Below are 15,743 nucleotides of genomic sequence, written 5' to 3' on the forward strand. Positions count from 1 at the left end.
ACGAACTTGACATTCGCATCCCGTTGGACATCACGCGAGAGATGCGAATGTCAAATTCACAAGTTCCACTACAAGCATACATTTGGCCGTGGTCCTTTGATTCTGACATTTGCTTGAATGGCCTGTATCAAAGGGGTGCAAATGTCAGAATCGGACCGCGGCTGTGTCAGGATCGTGCGGGACCGTAAATATGACTAACGTAAAGGTCAATCATCCAGTTTGCTGTTATTGGGGCTTAAACGATTGAAACTTGCGGGATCAACGGCCCCATCGGGGTGAAGGCGGTTCGGGTGGCGTTTGCAGCGACTGCTTGTCGACGATAACGGCACGCGGCGAGACGATCGCCCGGTCAAACAGCGGCACGCTGCGGCGTTTGAACGGGATGAGGAGCAGGGCGCCGGCAATGATGCCGCCGACATGGCCGGACCAGGAAATGCGGTCTTCGCCATGGGTGACGAGCATGACGAACTGGAGCCCGATCCAGAGGACGAGCGGATAGAGCGCAGGGATGCGCAGGGGTATACGGCCGAAAGCCAGCACCCAGACCCGCACACGCGGATGCAGCATCAGATAGGCGGTGATCACGCCGGCAATGGCGGCCGATGCCCCGATCAGCGGCCCCTCGGAAGACGGATCGAGCGTACCGTGCAGGAAAGCGCCGGCGGCGGCACAGAGCAGGTAGAAAATCAGGAACCTGATATGGCCCATGGCGTCTTCGACATTGTCACCGAAGACCCAGAGGAACAACATGTTGCCGCCCAAATGGAAGATATCGGCATGGAGGAAGGCATAGGTGACATAGGTGAAGGCGGGCGGCACGAAATCATATCGCGGCGGCAGCGCCGTCATATGGTGCGCCACCGACGGGATATAGCCAAAGCCGATGGAGGCGGTCTTTGAATCTGCCCCGGCAAGGCTCGTCAGGCCGAAGATGATGACATTGAGGGCAATCAGCGCCAGAGTGACATATTGCAGCTTGATGTATTTGAGGCTGTTGGCGTCGTAGAGTGGAATGAACATCGGCGCCGTTCCCCCGTTCAGCGGTTCTTACCGGGCACCCATAACACGTCCTTCGCGCCATTGTCATTGACGGCCCGCGCGGCGACGAAGAGAAAATCGGAAACGCGGTTGATGTATTTGAGTGCGGCTGGTGTGACGGCCTCATCCGGCCTTTGCGCCAGCGCCACCATGTGCCGTTCGGCACGCCTTGCCACCGTGCGCGCCAGATGCAGTGCCGCGGAGGCTGCCGATCCGCCCGGCAGGACGAAGGAGCGCAGCGGCGCCAGCTTTTCATTCAACAGATCGATATCCGCCTCGATGCGCGCGACCTGGGTGTCGATCATGCGCAACGGTTCGTATGCGAGCTTTTCCCCGGTATCGGGTGTGGCCAGATCGGCGCCGAGATCGAACAGATCGTTCTGGATGCGGGCGAGCATGGCGTCGATTTCCGGAAACTGCTCCGCCGTATGCAGCCGCGCCAGTCCCACGCAGGCATTGGCTTCATCGACCGTGCCATAGGCTTCGACGCGCAGGTCGTGCTTCAGACGGCGTTCGCCGCTGCCGAGCCCGGTGGTGCCGTCATCGCCGGTCCTGGTGTAGATCCTGTTGAGCTTGACCATTGCCTGTCCCGCGGTCAGCTGGCGGCGCGGTGGAAGTAAATCGCGCCGACGATGAGAATGATCGCCACCAGCTGCAGGAAAATGCGCAGCTGCATCATCTTGTTGGAAAAGTTGGCATCGCCGCCCTTCATCATGTTGCGCAAACCGATCAGAAGCACGACGGTGACGGCGGCAATGGCAACGACTGCCAGAAACTTGAAGATGATATCCATGGTTTTTCCTTTTCAGGCCGGAGCGCTTTCAGGACTGGCCGGCAAGCATGCGGTATAGCGCACGCGACGACAGAAATCTGCGGGCAAGAACCGCAAATTTCGCGGGGCGCGTGACGAGATAATGCGGTTTGGGACGCGGATTTTCCAGCGCATCCTTCAGCACGGCGTAGACCGCTTCCGGGCCAAGCTTGGAGCGGGACTTGGTGCCGCCCTGCGACAGGCGGGCGATCTGCTTCTGATAATCCGCCCGATGCACCGAATTCTCGACATCGATATATTTCTCGATCTGCTGCAGCGCATTGTATGTGAAGCGCGAGGCAATCGGTCCCGGCTCGATCAGGGAGACATGGATGCCGGAGCCTTCAAGTTCCATGCGCTGGACCAGCATCAGGCCTTCCAGCGCGAATTTCGACGCGACATAGGCCCCGCGCCACTTCATCGGCACGAGCCCGAGAATCGACGAGCAATGCACGATCCGCCCATGGCCCTGACGGCGCATCACCGGGACGATGTGCCGGGTCAGCTCATGCCAGCCGAAGAAATTGGCATCGAACTGTTCGCGCAAGCCTTCGATGGGCAGGTCTTCCACGGCGCCCGGCAACGCATAGGCGCCATTGTTGTAAAGCGCATCGAGTGTGCCGCCGGTCGCGGCGAGCACATCGTCAACGAGCGCCCGGATGGAATCCGGCTCGCGATAATCGAGATAATGGGCCGAAAGGCCGTCGGCTTGAAGCGCTGCGATATCCTCGGTTCGCCGCGCCGTTGCAAAGACCTGCCAGCCATCCGCCTTGAGGGCGCGGGCGCAATGGGCGCCGATGCCGCTGGAACATCCTGTGATCAAAATCGTTCTGGAACTGGTCATTCTTTTCCGATTGCTGCAAACCGAATGGTAAAATCAAAAAAAGACTTCACATATTCGCCCGCGCCTTGCAATGTCACGAGGGGTCGGACCCGCACTAAAGGGACAAACCATTTTCAATGCGTAGAGTATATGTTTTTCTCCGGCGGGTGACCTTCGACACATTGAGGCATTTCAGCACGGATGACGGCTGGGCTCTGGCAAGCCACGTGGCGCTGTCGGGTATCCTGGCGCTGTTTCCATTTCTGATTTTCGCCACCTCGCTTGCCAGCTTTCTCGGCGCCAGCGCCTTTACCGATACGGCAGTGCATGTGGTGTTTGACACCTGGCCCGAGGTGATCGCCCGGCCGATTGCGCAGGAGGTGCGCAATGTTCTCAACGTCCAGCGCGGCGGGCTTCTGACCATCAGCGTGATAGCCGCCGCCTATTTTGCCTCCAACGGCATCGAAGCGCTGCGCATTGCACTCAACCGCGCCTACCGGGTGGTTGATACACGCTCGATCATCTATTGCCGCCTGCAAAGCCTGGGCTATGTGATCGTGGCCACCGTCGGCATCATGGCCATCAGCTTTCTTCTGGTGCTGGCGCCGCTGGCGGTGCGTATCGCCAGCAAATGGGTTCCCGAGCTTGACGTTCTGTCCGGCACCATCGGCTTCTGGCGCTACTGCATTGCTTCCGCAGTGCTGATCGTCGGGCTGCTGGTGGCGCATCTGTGGCTGCCGGCGGGGCGGCGCAAGCTCATCGATATCCTGCCGGGCATCCTCGTGACCCTGCTGGCGTGGATCGTCGGCGCATCGATTTTCGCGAGCTATCTCGAGACGTTCGCATCCTATGTGTCGACCTATGCAGGACTTGCCTCGATCATGGCGGCAATCGTCTTCCTCTATATCATCGCCGCGATTTTCATCATCGGCGCCGAGGTCAATGCCGCCATCATCCACTATCGCGAGGGCAGGGTCGCCAAGCGCTTCTGACCGGTCGACAGCGCGACGCCGAGGGTTGCCACCACCATGCCGCACAGCTGGAACAGCGTCAGTGTTTCGCCGAAAAGCACATAGGCCATCACGGCGGTCACACCGGGCACCAGATAGAACAGCGAAGCGACCTTCGACACGGCGCCCTGATTGATCAGGACCATCAGCAGCAGCACAGCGCCGATCGACAGCACGAAGACGAGCCAGAACAGCGCGAAGCCGAGAGGCGCGGCCCAGATCACCGTGTGGGTTTCGAACAGCAGTGAAAAGATGCCGGTGAGCACGGCCGCGCCGAGATATTGCAGCGTCGTACCCGCCTTCAGGTCGATGGTGCCGACAAAGCGTTTCTGCCAAACGGTTCCGGCACTGATGGCCAGCACCGAAAGGATCGACGCGCCGACGGTTGCCGGCGTGATGCCATCGGCGGAAATCGACAGTTTTGGCCAGAGCACCATGGCGACGCCGACAAAGCCGACCGCCAGCCCGGCCCAATGACGCGGCTGGATTTTCTCGCCGAGAACGGCTCCGGCAATCAGCGCCGTGATCAGCGGCTGCAACCCGACCACCAGCGCCGACATACCAGCGGGCAAGCCTCGGTGGATCGCCCAGAACACAGCGCCGAGATAGACGCCGTGGATCAGGCAGCCGGCGATGATCGCGTGCATGGCGCCGCGCCCGCTCGGCCATTGGTTGCCGGCCAGCACGACCCACGTGCCGAGAATGGCCCCGGCAATAACAAACCGGATCGTCAGGAACAGGAAAGGCTCCATGTAGGGCATGGCATAGCGGGCGCCGATGAAGCCGGTGGCCCACAGGAGGACGAACAGGGCGGGAAAATAACGGACGGGCATGATGGGGACCGGATCACGGGATGAGTTGTGATGCAGGTTTATACGAACGCCCGTGCTGCAGCCAGATGTTGTTTTAAGGTTGTGGTGTCAATCCGGCCAGGCCGATGATGTCCTCACGTGTCACCCCTGCCGCGCGCAAGGAGCGCAGTGAGGTATCCCTGCGGCTCTTGGACAGCTTTTGGCCGTCGTGATCGAGGATCAACCTGTGATGGTGATAGATCGGCGGTTGCAGTCCGAGAATGGTCTGCAGCAGGCGGTGGATGCCGGTGGCCTGGAACAGGTCCCTGCCGCGCACCACATGACTGACGCCCTGCAGCGCATCGTCAATGACGACGGAGAGGTGATAGCTGGTCGGCATGTCCTTGCGGGCGATGATGACGTCGCCCCAATCCTGCGGCCGGGCTGCGATATCGGACCCGCCATCGGCTGTTTCATGCCAGAACAAAGGTTCCCCCACATGCGCAAGCGCGCGGTCCATGTGGAGCCGCCATGAAAACGGCTGCCCGTCATCCATGCGTCGCTGGCGCTCCCGTTTGGAAATCGTACGATCGGTTGCGGGATAGAGCACCGCGCCGTCCGGATCGTGCGGCCATACCAGCCCCTTGGCCGTGGCTTTCTGCATTTCCCGTTTGATGTCGCCGCGGCTGAGGAAGGCGGGGTATACCAGATCCATGCGGATGAGGCTGTCGAGCACATCGCGGTAGACGCCGAAATGCTCGGACTGGCGGCGCACCGGCGTTTCCCAGTCAAGTCCGAGCCAGTGCAGATCCTCCTGCATGGCGGCTTCGAGTTCGGGCGTGCAGCGTTCACGGTCGATATCCTCCATGCGCAGCAGAAGCCGCCCGCCGGCCGCCTGCGCCATCTGCCGGTTGAGCAGGGCGGAATAGGCATGGCCGAGATGCAGGTGGCCATTGGGACTGGGAGCAAAGCGGAAAACCGGGACAGTCATGAACTGGGATTCTTGCGTGAGGACCTTGTCGATTGATACGGTGTTTGTTCCGAGATGAAAAGTGAACGGTTCCATGCGCAGAATAGACACGCTTGACGATGTTGCGGAAGGGCTGACGGCCCTCCTGGCGGCACACCCCGAACTGGCGGCTATTGCCGAGCGGGCAGGGCCGTTGCCGCTGCGGCGGCGGGCGCCGGGTTTCGAGAGCCTTGCCTCGGTCATCGTCTCGCAGCAGGTATCGAAGGCCAGTGCCGATTCGATCTGGAAGCGGCTGATCCAGCATGTCGATCCGCTGACCCCGGAAAACTACGTCAGGGCGGGGGAGGAGGCTTGGCGTCTGGCGGGTCTTTCGCGCGCCAAGCAGGCGACGTTGGCCCGGATCAGCGAGGCGATCATGGCCGGAAAGCTTGATCTGTTCGACCTGTGCGACCGCCCCATCGACGAAGCCATGACCGTCATGACCAATGTGAAGGGCATCGGGCCGTGGACGGCGGAAGTCTATCTCCTGTTTTCGGCCGGGCATGCGGATGTTTTCCCGTCCGGCGACGTTGCCCTGCAGCACGCCTATGCCCATGCCTATGCCGAATCAGTGAAACCTGATTCGAAATCCCTGCGCCTTTTGGCGGAGCGCTGGTCGCCGTGGAGGGGTGTCGCGGCCCGGCTTTTCTGGGCTTATTACGCCGCAACCCGTGGCCGGGATGGCACACCGGTTGGATGAAGTTGAAATAACGGGGTTTTTCGCAGCCTGAGATGCAATGGCGCTTCACATTCCTGTCACCTCGAGCTTACAATAATGGGGCCTGATGGTTGGACTGGGAGGTGATTCCTTGACAATAGCCGTCTCGCCGGACGGGTTACCGGCCCTGGTACTCAATGCGGACTACCGTCCGCTCAGTTATTATCCCTTGTCGCTGTGGTCCTGGCAGGACGCGATCAAGGCGGTCTTCCTTGACCGTGTAAATATCGTTGCCGAATACGAGCATGAGGTTTCCTCCCCCTCGTTCGCAATGCGGGTACCGAGCGTCGTTTCCCTCAAAACCTATATCAAGCCGTCGCGCACGCCTGCCTTTACGCGATTCAATGTTTTCCTGCGCGACCGGTTCGAATGCCAGTATTGCGGGTCGGAGGATGATCTGACCTTCGATCACGTGACGCCCCGTTGCGCCGGTGGTGCCACGATCTGGGAAAATGTCGTTGCAGCCTGTTCGCCCTGCAATCTGCGCAAGGGCGGCTTGATGCCGGACAAAGCCAAGATGTGGCCGCGGCAGAAGCCCTATGCCCCGACGGTGCACGACCTGCACAACAATGGCCGGCTGTTCCCGCCGAACCATCTGCATGAAAGCTGGATGGATTATCTCTACTGGGATGTCGAACTGGAGCCATAGGACCCCAGTTCCATTGTATCCGGCAAAGGCGGCGTCAGGCCGCCTTTTTTGCGCCGCGAAAGGCGATGAGCGCGAGGATCAGGCTGGCAATCGCATTCCAGCCGGCAAAGGACAGGCCAAGCACACGCAGGGCAGCCGTATCGCATGCGGGCGGATGGGTCGCATTCATGTCATTCAGGAGGTTGCCGGCATTGGTGGTGATCGACATGCTGACCGCCGTGCAATCGGTCGGTCCCGGCCAGAACTTCCATTCGACACCGGAGTGGAACACCGCAAGGCCCAGCCCGATCAGCATCAGGATGCCGCCGAGCGCCAGAAGCATGCGCGTGAGGGCCGCAGGCCAGCGAAAGGCCGCCGCAAGCACGGCGAGTGCCATCAGCGGAATGCCCGCATAGTAGGGAAAGCGCTGCTCAAGGCACAATTTGCAGGGGAGATAGCCGCCGATATACTGGAAGCCAAGCGCCGAACCCACGGTGACGATCATGGCAAGGAGCAGGAAAACCGCTGTCTTGAGATGCGGCGAAGAGCGGGTCGTCGTCATGATGGGTCTGACATCCTCATTCAGGTTGGATTGTTCAGGAGCTGTAATAGTGCAGTATGGCGTAAAGCAGGATCAGCACGGCCGCCGCCGCCGCCGCGATCAGGCCCAGGCGCTTTTCGATGAAATGGCGGATCGGTTCGCCGTAACGGCGCAAAAGCCAGGCGAGAAAGAAGAAGCGGGCGCCGCGTGTGATCACTGCGGAAACGATGAACAGCCAGATGTTGACGTTGGCCGCGCCGGACAGGATCGTCACGATCTTCATCGGCGGCAAATGGGCAAGGCCGGATGTGATCAGCAGCAGGAGGATCATGTCGGCGCTGGTCGAGCCGCGCATCTGCTCGAAGGCGTCGAGCTTGCCGTAGAATTCGAGCACGGGCTTGGCCAAGGCTTCATAGGCGTAATGGCCGAGAAACCATCCGGCGATACCGCCCAGCACCGAGAAGATCGTGGCAACAAGCGCGTAGCGGTAGGCGCGTTCAGGCCGTGCCAGCGCCATGGGCAGGTAGAGCACGTCGGCAGGAACGACGAAGACCGAGCTTTCGACAAAGGCAATGAACGCCAGCCAGACCTCAGCCGATTTGCGCGCGGCCAGTGACATTGTCCAATCATAAAGTCTGCGCAGCATGGCGTGATTCCTGTGGGTGTCGGTTCGATAAAGCTGGCGATCCTTACCCCATGCCCGGGAAAAACGGAATCGTTTCTATGGAAATTGTGTGCGGTTGACGATCTGGCATGCTGCGGCCGTGCTTTCCGGGCTGCAAATCGGCTGTAGCGGGCGGTGTCCGCCTTCGCAACACACAGAGATGTTATCCCGCCAGAAAACGTTGGAATGGTGTTGACCGGCGTGGGGTCTGCCTGTATTTGGCTTTGACGGCTGTGGTTCGCCCGCGGCCGGTGCACATTGCGGCCCCCTTGGCGGAATTGGTAGACGCGCCTGACTCAAAATCAGGTTCCGAGAGGAGTGCTGGTTCGATTCCGGCAGGGGGCACCATCCCAAAAATCACCCATTGTTTTTACCGCGTTTTTGAGTTGGGCTTTTGGAAGCCTCGTTTTCCTCCAGCATAAGCTGTGCATCTGCTTTCCCACAAGCAAGGGTTGTTTGCCCGAATCCAATGGGGCCGGCAAACGAATTTCGATAGCAGTCCATAAGTAGTCGTACGCATAGAAAGCTTGTGATTTCCGTGGTTATCTTGACTGGCATCCTCATATTTTTTTATGCGGCTGTGGCGATGACAAGGAGAGGTATTCTTATGCGCGCGTTGACCGAAGCTGAAATGGAAATTGTTTACGGTGGTTGCGGCCCTGGAGGATCACCGACAAAAGACACTGCCGCGACCTGCCAAGGTGTTTATGGTGCAAGAGCGGGGTTCAGTGGTGCTACTAAAGGTGGCCCAATTCCGACCGCATACCCAGGGACACATAGTATCAGCCCACGCGAGGGTGTTGCGGGAATAGGAGTAGCTGCGGGAACGGCAGCATCTGTATTGGTTGGTTGGCCAAAAGCTGTGGCAACAGGCATCGCCTTAACAGCAGCGGCTGTTGCAGCGGGCATGGGTAAAGGTGGCTGAATGCCTTTCGGCTTTAGTTGAAAGGTTCAGTTCATTGAAATTATCGGACTTGATATGAAATTCAACGTCATAAGAATGGCTTGTGAAGTGGCGAGTATTATTTGCTATATTTTGTTAATATTGCTATTTGGCGGTACGTGGCAAATGATAATATTTAAGATAATTATGTTGCCTCTATGTGTTATGTCTGGATTATATTTGCAGTATTTTAAAAGTTTACCACATTATTCCAATATTTATTATGCGGTAAAATCGATTTTAAATTCACTTTTAGCTACATGTGTACTTTGTATTTTTATTTGGAATCCAAGTGTGTCTGTTGTTGATATTCTTATAATAACATTTATGTCACTCGCAATTTGTTTTACATTATCAATGATATTTCAAATTGACATGATGAAAAAGTAATCACTCCTCACATCTCATAAATATAATCGTTGCGCAGAGCAAACGTGAAATTGTTTGATCAGTCCGGCGATGGTTGTTCTAACGATTATCCATCCGTTGCAAGATGCAGCCAGGACAATGGAAGTATATTGCATGCAGGAACCACCCGCAGAGAAAAGTGATAACGAGAAACAAAGTCGTATAATCAATGGAATTGGCGGGGGCGTAGGTGCACTGGTGGGCAGCCTAAGCGGATCTTTCATTTTTCATAATCTGATGATTGGCATCGCAGCAGGCGTCTTGGTCGGCTGCTCCATCGGCATCGTTTTTAATTGGGTATGGCGTAGATAGATACTGACAATGCACGGGTGGGTGGCGGTGCTTAACGTGTCAAACGAAACAAAAAGACGACTATTAGCTTCTGCAGGGGCAGGCATTGGTGCAGGGGCCGGGAACATCATGGGTAGCGTTGGTTACGGATATCCCATCATCATGGTGGTCGCCGTCATAACTGCGGCCATTGCCTATTTCCTCCTGTCAGTATTTATCCCTCAAAAATAGCACAAAAAATAGCACATATGGCTGCTCCGGTTCTGTAGATTGACCGGAGCAGAGGATAAGTCTCATGGTCAAAATCACTGACATGGCATGTCTGCGTCCCGCCGCTTCATCGACATAAATACAAAGTGAAGCGTCACGGAATTGTTGCACCCGGCGGAATATGGTTAGGTCAGCAGGCGTCGACCGGACGTTGAACTTTGGCTCGGCGTGCCATTTTTGATTGCTTTTTGAATCAAGGGAGAACGCTGATGACACAGACTCCGACAATCATTCTCGTGCATGGATTTTGGGGTGGGGCCGCCCACTGGAGCAAAGTCATTGTAGAACTGAAGCGACTTGGCCATACATCGCTGAAAGCCGTTGAATTGCCATTGACGTCCCTGGCGGATGATGCCGAGCGCACCCGCAAGATGATCGCGCAGGAAAGCGGTCCGGTGCTGCTGGTGGGCCATTCCTATGGCGGGGCCGTCATCACGGAAGCCGGCAACCATCCCAATGTGGCGGGCCTGGTCTATATCGCCGCCTTTGCGCCGGATGCCGGTGAGAGTCCCGGCGGGATCACCCAGAAGAATCCGCCGCTCGGCGCCGCCAATCTCGCACCCGACAGCGACGGCTATCTCTGGGTAAAGCAGGACAAATTCCACGAAAGCTTCTGCCAGGACCTGACGGCGGATGAGGGGCTGGTGATGGGTGTAACCCAGAAGGCGCCGCTCGCCAGCACCTTCGGCGATGAAATCACCAATCCTGCATGGAAGTCGAAGCACAGCTGGTACCAGATTTCGAGTGACGACCACATGATCCATCCCGCCAATCAGGCGTGGATGTCCGGCCGTCTCGGGGCGAAGAAGGTGATCACGCTGAAGGCAAGCCACGCATCGCTGGCCTCGAAGCCGGTCGAGGTCGCGGCGCTCATCGATGAGGCTGCAACGTATCAATAGCCTGAACTGTCGCGCGTGCCAGCCTCCGCATCCCCATCGGAATGCGGAGGCTTTTGCATTCTATGCACGGCGCTTGCAACCCCTTATAATCGATGCAAGGACCAACCACATAAGCCTTGGCGTTCCGATCTGGCGGCCGTGCCGTGGTGTCGTCATTCCAGGTCGTGTGTAGACGTGATCATGACGGGGTATTGCAATGCAATCTTTGGTGAATTTGAAGGTGACCTCGCCCGGTACGGGCGGCGGCACCTGGCCGGCTCAACGCAGTGAACTGCTCGACTGGCTGATGATCGAGACGCGCAATCAGCGCTTCATCGACAACATCCTGGTCGAGATGGGCGAACGGCTCGTGGATGCGGGCGTGCCCGTTGCCCGGATGTCGCTGCATCTGAGGATACAGCACCCGCAATGGCGCGGCGCCCGCATCCTGTGGAGGCGCGGTGCCGCCGAGGCGGAAATCCGCACATTCGAATATGGGGCCGAGCAGACTGCCGAATATCTGAACAGCCCGCTCAACGACATTTCCGAGGGAGCCGATGAAGTCCGGCTGCACTTTGACGCGGCCGGCGACACCGGGCAGGAATATTCGGTGGTGGGCGAACTGCGCGCCGAGGGGCTGACAGACTACGTGGCCTGGCCGCTGGAGCACACCCTTGGCAAGCGGCATGTGGTGACCTTCGCCACGGACCGGCCGGGCGGCTTCGGCGATGAACATATGGCTGTTCTGGCGGACCTGCTTCCCGCTCTGGCGCTGGTCAGCGAGATCCGGCTCAAGAACCGCTTCGCCCGCACGCTGCTCGAAACCTATGTCGGGCCGCATGCCAGCGAGCAGATTCTTGCCGGTGCCACCACCCGCGGCAGCGGCGTCACCGTGGGCGCAGCGATCCTGATCTGCGACCTGCGCGATTTCACCGCGATCTCGGACGCCTGGCCCCGCGACAACGTCATCGAGCTGCTCAATGGCTATTTCGATGCGATGTCGGAGCCCATCGAAAAATATGGCGGTGAAATCCTCAAATTCATGGGCGATGGCCTGCTGGCCATCTTCCCGCTGAGCAATCCGAAGGCCTGTACCGATCTGCTGCATGCCATCGCCGAGGCGCAGGCGGCCATGACCGCGTTGAATGCCGACCATGTCAGGGAAGGGCGCAAGCCGTTGGGTTACGGCATCGGCGTTCACGTCGGGGATGTCATGTACGGCAATATAGGCTCGCGCAAGCGGCTGGATTTTACCGTCATCGGACCCGCCGTGAACATTGCCTCACGCCTGGAAAGCCTGACCAAGCAGGTCAAACGCCCGGTTCTGCTGTCGAAAGCCTTCGTCGATTTGGCCGGGGTCGAATGCAACATGGAGAATCTGGGCTCCTATGCGCTCCGCGGGCTTGATGAACCCATTGATGTCTTTGCGTTCTCCGGTGATTGCCTTACTGTGGCAGAGATTCCAGCCTGATGTGGTGATTGGACATAACGAGGAGAATGCACATGGCCAATCCCCCGCGCCGGCCGGTAAACCCGATGGCAGCCGCCGAAGCACTGTTCAAGCCGGTTGCCAAGAAAATTGTTCTCCCTGTGCGTGAGACACCGGCAGTGCCCCATGCCAAGGAGCTCGTTTCGATCCGGATCGATCGCGCCGTGCTGGAGCATTTCCAGGCGGATGGGCCCGGATGGCAGGATCGCATCAATGATGTCTTGCGGGCTGCCATTCAGAAGAAGACCTGAAGCGGGTACGCGGTACGCGCCAAATTGCCAAACGGACATGCCAAGGTGAGATGATGAATGACTTTTATATTGGCCAGAAGGTCGTTTGCATCGATGACAAGTTCAAGAATGTCAGCATCGATCAGCTGATCCGCAAAGGCCAGATTTACACGGTGCGCTGGGTCGGCATGTACAAACACTATGTCGATGGCGAGTTTGTCGGCATCAAGGTCGAGGAAATCCATCGCGGCAATGACGATGGCCCGGAGGGCTATGGCGCGGCCGACATGCCCTATCGCGCGACGCGCTTCCGTCCGCTGGTCAAGGACAAGATCGGTTCCCTGCGCAAGCTTCTGGCGCCCAAGCCGGATGCTCCGGTCGAGCCGGAAAAGCCTGCGCCCGTGAAAAAGAAGGAAAAGGTATAGGCCTTACGCAGGCCTGCATCATTTCCGGCCGGTCAGTCCGCGCAACCGTTCGCGGACGATACGGGCAATGTTCTGGGTGCGCCGGTAGAGATGGATCTGCGAGGCGGCCTGGCGGGCCGCGCGATCCGATGCCGGGGTCAGGCCGATCACCAGCGTACCGATGCTTTCGCGCTCCTGAAACAGGCGGGATGCGACGGGATGATCGGGAACGGCGCAGGAATCGGTGCGATCGATGTTCGGATCGTCCAGATGGTTCTTCAGCATCTCGATCATCAGAAGCACGCCCGGCGAATAGGCGGCAAGGTTTTCGTCATAGGCCGTTTTCCAGGTCCACGCCTGTCCGGCCTCGACGAAGACCACCAGAACGGCAATCGTCCGGCCATCCAGCTCGAGTGTGTGGATGCGGGCGAGATCGCGGCCCGCGAGATTGTTGACGGCTTCGCGGGCAAATGCCGCGCGGAACCGGTCGACCGCCATGGCTGAGCCGCGCTGGCCTTTCCAGCCGCTGGCTTCCACCGCGAGAAAATCCTCGAGCCGCGCGCGGATATCGTCTTCCGTGCGGCTGACCGTGTAGGTCAGCTTGCCCTGTTCCGCCAGACGCCGCCACAACCGCCTGTATTCCTTGGCGTGCCGTGTTCCCAGCGCTTCGCGCAGATAGGCGTCGCCTTCCTGCGTGCTTTCCAGAAATGGCCGCTCCACCATGCCAATGGTGGTCGTGGGCAGGTTGCGATCAAGCGCGACCGAACGGAAAAGCTGGGCGACGGGACGGTTGAGGAGAAGATCGGGCAGCACCAGAACTTCCGGAAACTTGAGATGCTTGCGCGCAAGCATATCGAAGAGGTCGTTGAGGACGCCGACGGGATCGTCGCGGTCGATCAGCGGGGTGCCCTGCGGTCCGAACGGCGTGGCCCAGGCCCGCAGGATCGATGCGGAAAAGGTAAAGCCGGGACGCTCAATCGTGTAGGGCATCAGGAAGCGCAGACGGCTCTTCACGTCATTCTCGTCGCGCACGACCATGAACCGCACCTGGCGGTCATCGAGGCGGGGCATGGCAGGCGCCAGGAAACGCGGATTGAAGAAGACGTTCGGTTCGATGGTCCGGTAAGCGAGGTGTTCCAGCTCTTCGGAAAGATCGAACCCGGCGGAAGCGGAATAGACGGACAATTTGCGCGGCACGCCGCGGCTTCCCAGGGTTTCCTCGATCTGCTTGGCCGCATCGCGCGATTCAAAGCCGGCCAGCTGCGAAATGATCTGCGAGGACGGGCCGCCGGCCAATTCTTCGAGAAGCGGTATTGCAGCCATCAGATCTCTTCCTTGGCAGGATTCCTGCCGGCGAAAACAAACATTGTGATGTTGAGACGGTTGTAAACGGTCAACGCCAGAACAAGCGCTTCAAACACCATCGAGGCGGCCGTGGCGCAGGCTGCGCCTGCAAGGCCGTATCGTGGTATCATAAAAATGCTGAGGCAAATATTAACGACCAGGGTAATCGCGTAAACGATGGCGCAGATTTTCTGCTTTCCCGCCATGTTCAAAAGACTTTCGGCCGGTCCGACCGAAGCGCGCGCCACCACGCCGATCACCATGATGAACAGCAGCGGATAACCTTCGGTGAACTGTGCACCGAAAAGCCACAGCAACGGCTCGCCCAGAACCAACAGAACAATGGCCATGGCCAGCGACGGCCAGAACGTCCAGCGCGCCGTGTCGCGGGCAAACTGTTCGAGCCGGGTATGGTCGAAATTCTGCATCAACTCCGAGTAGCGCTGGGCCGCGCCCGCCTTCACCGAGAAGTAGACGAAATGCACCAGGGCAAGCAGCTTGACGGTGGCATAATAGGTGGCGACCTTGTCGGGATCCATGTAGCGCCCGACCATCAGGACGTCGGCATTGGTCAAAAGAAAAAAGAACCCCTCGACCAGAAAGATCGGCAAGGATACGGCGAGCCAGTCGCGGAAATGGATGGCGCGGGGGCCGGGCGGCACGACGCCGCCGAAGCGCTTGCGCACCGCAAAGAACTGCAGAACCGATGTCACATAGGTCGCAATAACGGCGGAGCCGAGAGCCGTCATGGCCGTCGGCGCCAGACCGCTGATATGGGCGATGCTCATGACCACGAGGGTCAGGACGGGACGGATGATATAGGTCGGGGTCAGGGCAACCAGCACCCATGAGCGCGAACGCGCCGTTCCATCAAGCGTATCGCCGAGGGCAATCATCGGCAGGCATATCAGCCCGACGAGGAACGGCGCGATGTAGTAGGTCTCGATCAGGTCGCGCAACGTGTAGATGAGAACGGCACCGGCCAGGGCAATGCCGGTGGTCATGCTGACCGCAAATGTCTTGCTGGTGAACAAAATTCCGCGCAAAAGGTCGTATTGCCTGCGCTCCAGATATTCCGGCACGAAGCGGATGACGGTGGTCTGGAAGCCGAGGCAGGACAGATTCCCGAGGATGACGACCGTCACCCACACGAGAACGAAGATGCCGTATTCGAACGGGCCCATCCAGCGGGCAAAGATCACCTGGGAAATCAGGGCAATGCCGGCGCTGATCACGCGGACGAGGAAGGCAATCAGGGAGACGCGCTGGGCAACGGCGTGTTCGTTCGAGCCGTCAAGCAACTGATCCAGGCGTGATAACCAGGGACGAAGACGCAGTGACAGCTTTTCCGGTAAAAATCGGTCTGCAGTCGTTACCGCAGAAAATCGCACGCGCAGCTCCACCTGTTGGCATTCCAAGGAGATATAGTCCGTAAACGTTTAAAAAACGTTCG

The 15,743-nt window shown here is 58.7% G+C and carries 17 protein-coding genes and 1 tRNA gene; 8 read left to right on the top strand and 10 right to left on the bottom strand.

The genetic code is table 11. From position 1 onward, the window contains the following. Positions 1-258: 258 nt before the first annotated feature. Genes ACIQWS_RS15615 through ACIQWS_RS15630 form a run of 4 tightly spaced genes read right to left on the bottom strand, consistent with a single transcriptional unit; the run spans position 259 to position 2,693 of the window. Entirely contained in the window at positions 259-1,020 is a 762-nt protein-coding gene (locus tag ACIQWS_RS15615; RefSeq protein ID WP_403180858.1) for a rhomboid family intramembrane serine protease, read from the bottom strand. Positions 1,021-1,037: 17 nt separating this feature from the next. Beyond that, positions 1,038-1,619: a cob(I)yrinic acid a,c-diamide adenosyltransferase gene (locus ACIQWS_RS15620; RefSeq protein WP_403180861.1), complete on the bottom strand. Its 582-nt coding sequence runs from the start codon at positions 1,617-1,619 to the stop codon at positions 1,038-1,040. A 14-nt stretch (positions 1,620-1,633) separates the two neighbouring features. Beyond that, on the bottom strand, positions 1,634-1,831 hold the full coding sequence (locus ACIQWS_RS15625; RefSeq protein ID WP_105734544.1) for a twin transmembrane helix small protein: 198 nt from the start codon (positions 1,829-1,831) through the stop codon (positions 1,634-1,636). 28 nt (positions 1,832-1,859) lie between these two features. Continuing rightward, positions 1,860-2,693: an SDR family oxidoreductase gene (locus ACIQWS_RS15630; protein WP_403180865.1), complete on the bottom strand. Its 834-nt coding sequence runs from the start codon at positions 2,691-2,693 to the stop codon at positions 1,860-1,862. 116 nt (positions 2,694-2,809) lie between these two features. Here ACIQWS_RS15630 and ACIQWS_RS15635 point away from each other — a divergent pair, with 116 nt between their 5' ends. Next, positions 2,810-3,664 carry a YihY/virulence factor BrkB family protein gene (locus ACIQWS_RS15635; RefSeq protein WP_223613534.1) on the top strand — a complete coding sequence of 285 codons (855 nt, stop codon included), beginning with the start codon at positions 2,810-2,812 and terminating at the stop codon, positions 3,662-3,664. On the opposite strand, the gene ACIQWS_RS15640 is transcribed toward ACIQWS_RS15635, so the two are convergent. Beyond that, positions 3,631-4,515, bottom strand: coding sequence for a DMT family transporter (locus ACIQWS_RS15640; RefSeq protein WP_403180868.1), 885 nt, complete (start codon positions 4,513-4,515; stop codon positions 3,631-3,633). The two genes, ACIQWS_RS15635 and ACIQWS_RS15640, sit on opposite strands and share 34 nt — an antisense overlap. A gap of 73 nt (positions 4,516-4,588) precedes the next feature. After that, a complete protein-coding gene (gluQRS, locus tag ACIQWS_RS15645) occupies positions 4,589-5,464 on the bottom strand; it encodes a tRNA glutamyl-Q(34) synthetase GluQRS (RefSeq protein WP_403180872.1) in 876 nt (291 codons plus the stop codon). A gap of 73 nt (positions 5,465-5,537) precedes the next feature. Here gluQRS and ACIQWS_RS15650 point away from each other — a divergent pair, with 73 nt between their 5' ends. Continuing rightward, positions 5,538-6,182, top strand: coding sequence for a DNA-3-methyladenine glycosylase family protein (locus tag ACIQWS_RS15650; RefSeq protein ID WP_403180875.1), 645 nt, complete (start codon positions 5,538-5,540; stop codon positions 6,180-6,182). A gap of 109 nt (positions 6,183-6,291) precedes the next feature. Continuing rightward, positions 6,292-6,849 (top strand): HNH endonuclease, encoded by a 558-nt coding sequence (locus ACIQWS_RS15655; protein WP_403180878.1) that lies wholly within the window; start codon positions 6,292-6,294, stop codon positions 6,847-6,849. 34 nt (positions 6,850-6,883) lie between these two features. On the opposite strand, the gene ACIQWS_RS15660 is transcribed toward ACIQWS_RS15655, so the two are convergent. Further along, positions 6,884-7,390, bottom strand: a complete 507-nt coding sequence (locus ACIQWS_RS15660) for a disulfide bond formation protein B (protein WP_403180881.1) — start codon at positions 7,388-7,390, stop codon at positions 6,884-6,886. Positions 7,391-7,424: 34 nt separating this feature from the next. After that, positions 7,425-8,015 carry a YqaA family protein gene (locus tag ACIQWS_RS15665; RefSeq protein ID WP_105734551.1) on the bottom strand — a complete coding sequence of 197 codons (591 nt, stop codon included), beginning with the start codon at positions 8,013-8,015 and terminating at the stop codon, positions 7,425-7,427. Between the two features lie 281 nt (positions 8,016-8,296). Here ACIQWS_RS15665 and ACIQWS_RS15670 point away from each other — a divergent pair. The 5 genes from ACIQWS_RS15670 to ACIQWS_RS15690 all read left to right on the top strand — a co-directional run bounded on the left by ACIQWS_RS15670 (position 8,297) and on the right by ACIQWS_RS15690 (position 12,967). Beyond that, positions 8,297-8,381 (top strand) — tRNA-Leu (locus ACIQWS_RS15670). 1,773 nt (positions 8,382-10,154) lie between these two features. After that, complete coding sequence (locus tag ACIQWS_RS15675) at positions 10,155-10,844, top strand: alpha/beta hydrolase (RefSeq protein WP_403180884.1); 690 nt, start codon at positions 10,155-10,157, stop codon at positions 10,842-10,844. A gap of 196 nt (positions 10,845-11,040) precedes the next feature. Beyond that, a complete protein-coding gene (locus ACIQWS_RS15680) occupies positions 11,041-12,294 on the top strand; it encodes an adenylate/guanylate cyclase domain-containing protein (protein WP_403180888.1) in 1,254 nt (417 codons plus the stop codon). 32 nt (positions 12,295-12,326) lie between these two features. Beyond that, entirely contained in the window at positions 12,327-12,563 is a 237-nt protein-coding gene (locus tag ACIQWS_RS15685; RefSeq protein ID WP_346308205.1) for a BrnA antitoxin family protein, read from the top strand. A gap of 50 nt (positions 12,564-12,613) precedes the next feature. After that, complete coding sequence (locus tag ACIQWS_RS15690) at positions 12,614-12,967, top strand: CAP-Gly domain protein (RefSeq protein ID WP_105734556.1); 354 nt, start codon at positions 12,614-12,616, stop codon at positions 12,965-12,967. Positions 12,968-12,985: 18 nt separating this feature from the next. On the opposite strand, the gene bspF is transcribed toward ACIQWS_RS15690, so the two are convergent. After that, positions 12,986-14,269, bottom strand: a complete 1,284-nt coding sequence (gene bspF / locus ACIQWS_RS15695) for a type IV secretion system effector crotonyl transferase BspF (protein WP_403180894.1) — start codon at positions 14,267-14,269, stop codon at positions 12,986-12,988. Beyond that, complete coding sequence (locus tag ACIQWS_RS15700) at positions 14,269-15,681, bottom strand: lipopolysaccharide biosynthesis protein (RefSeq protein WP_403180898.1); 1,413 nt, start codon at positions 15,679-15,681, stop codon at positions 14,269-14,271. Before ACIQWS_RS15700 ends, bspF begins: the two co-directional genes overlap by 1 nt. Between the last annotated feature and the right edge of the window lie 62 nt (positions 15,682-15,743).

The sequence above is a fragment of the Phyllobacterium sp. NPDC097923 genome (genome assembly GCF_044760925.1).
Lineage (GTDB): Bacteria > Pseudomonadota > Alphaproteobacteria > Rhizobiales > Rhizobiaceae > Phyllobacterium > Phyllobacterium calauticae.

What these genes read in the sequence shown, in the direction of transcription:
- ACIQWS_RS15615 (WP_403180858.1), bottom strand. Translation starts at nt 1,020, where the DNA reads ATGTTCATTCCACTCTACGACGCCAACAGCCTCAAATACATCAAGCTG.
- ACIQWS_RS15620 (WP_403180861.1), bottom strand. Translation starts at nt 1,619, where the DNA reads ATGGTCAAGCTCAACAGGATCTACACCAGGACCGGCGATGACGGCACC.
- ACIQWS_RS15625 (WP_105734544.1), bottom strand. Translation starts at nt 1,831, where the DNA reads ATGGATATCATCTTCAAGTTTCTGGCAGTCGTTGCCATTGCCGCCGTC.
- ACIQWS_RS15630 (WP_403180865.1), bottom strand. Translation starts at nt 2,693, where the DNA reads ATGACCAGTTCCAGAACGATTTTGATCACAGGATGTTCCAGCGGCATC.
- ACIQWS_RS15635 (WP_223613534.1), top strand. Translation starts at nt 2,810, where the DNA reads ATGCGTAGAGTATATGTTTTTCTCCGGCGGGTGACCTTCGACACATTG.
- ACIQWS_RS15640 (WP_403180868.1), bottom strand. Translation starts at nt 4,515, where the DNA reads ATGCCCGTCCGTTATTTTCCCGCCCTGTTCGTCCTCCTGTGGGCCACC.
- gluQRS (WP_403180872.1), bottom strand. Translation starts at nt 5,464, where the DNA reads ATGACTGTCCCGGTTTTCCGCTTTGCTCCCAGTCCCAATGGCCACCTG.
- ACIQWS_RS15650 (WP_403180875.1), top strand. Translation starts at nt 5,538, where the DNA reads ATGCGCAGAATAGACACGCTTGACGATGTTGCGGAAGGGCTGACGGCC.
- ACIQWS_RS15660 (WP_403180881.1), bottom strand. Translation starts at nt 7,390, where the DNA reads ATGACGACGACCCGCTCTTCGCCGCATCTCAAGACAGCGGTTTTCCTG.
- ACIQWS_RS15665 (WP_105734551.1), bottom strand. Translation starts at nt 8,015, where the DNA reads ATGCTGCGCAGACTTTATGATTGGACAATGTCACTGGCCGCGCGCAAA.
- ACIQWS_RS15675 (WP_403180884.1), top strand. Translation starts at nt 10,155, where the DNA reads ATGACACAGACTCCGACAATCATTCTCGTGCATGGATTTTGGGGTGGG.
- ACIQWS_RS15680 (WP_403180888.1), top strand. Translation starts at nt 11,041, where the DNA reads ATGCAATCTTTGGTGAATTTGAAGGTGACCTCGCCCGGTACGGGCGGC.
- ACIQWS_RS15685 (WP_346308205.1), top strand. Translation starts at nt 12,327, where the DNA reads ATGGCCAATCCCCCGCGCCGGCCGGTAAACCCGATGGCAGCCGCCGAA.
- ACIQWS_RS15690 (WP_105734556.1), top strand. Translation starts at nt 12,614, where the DNA reads ATGATGAATGACTTTTATATTGGCCAGAAGGTCGTTTGCATCGATGAC.
- bspF (WP_403180894.1), bottom strand. Translation starts at nt 14,269, where the DNA reads ATGGCTGCAATACCGCTTCTCGAAGAATTGGCCGGCGGCCCGTCCTCG.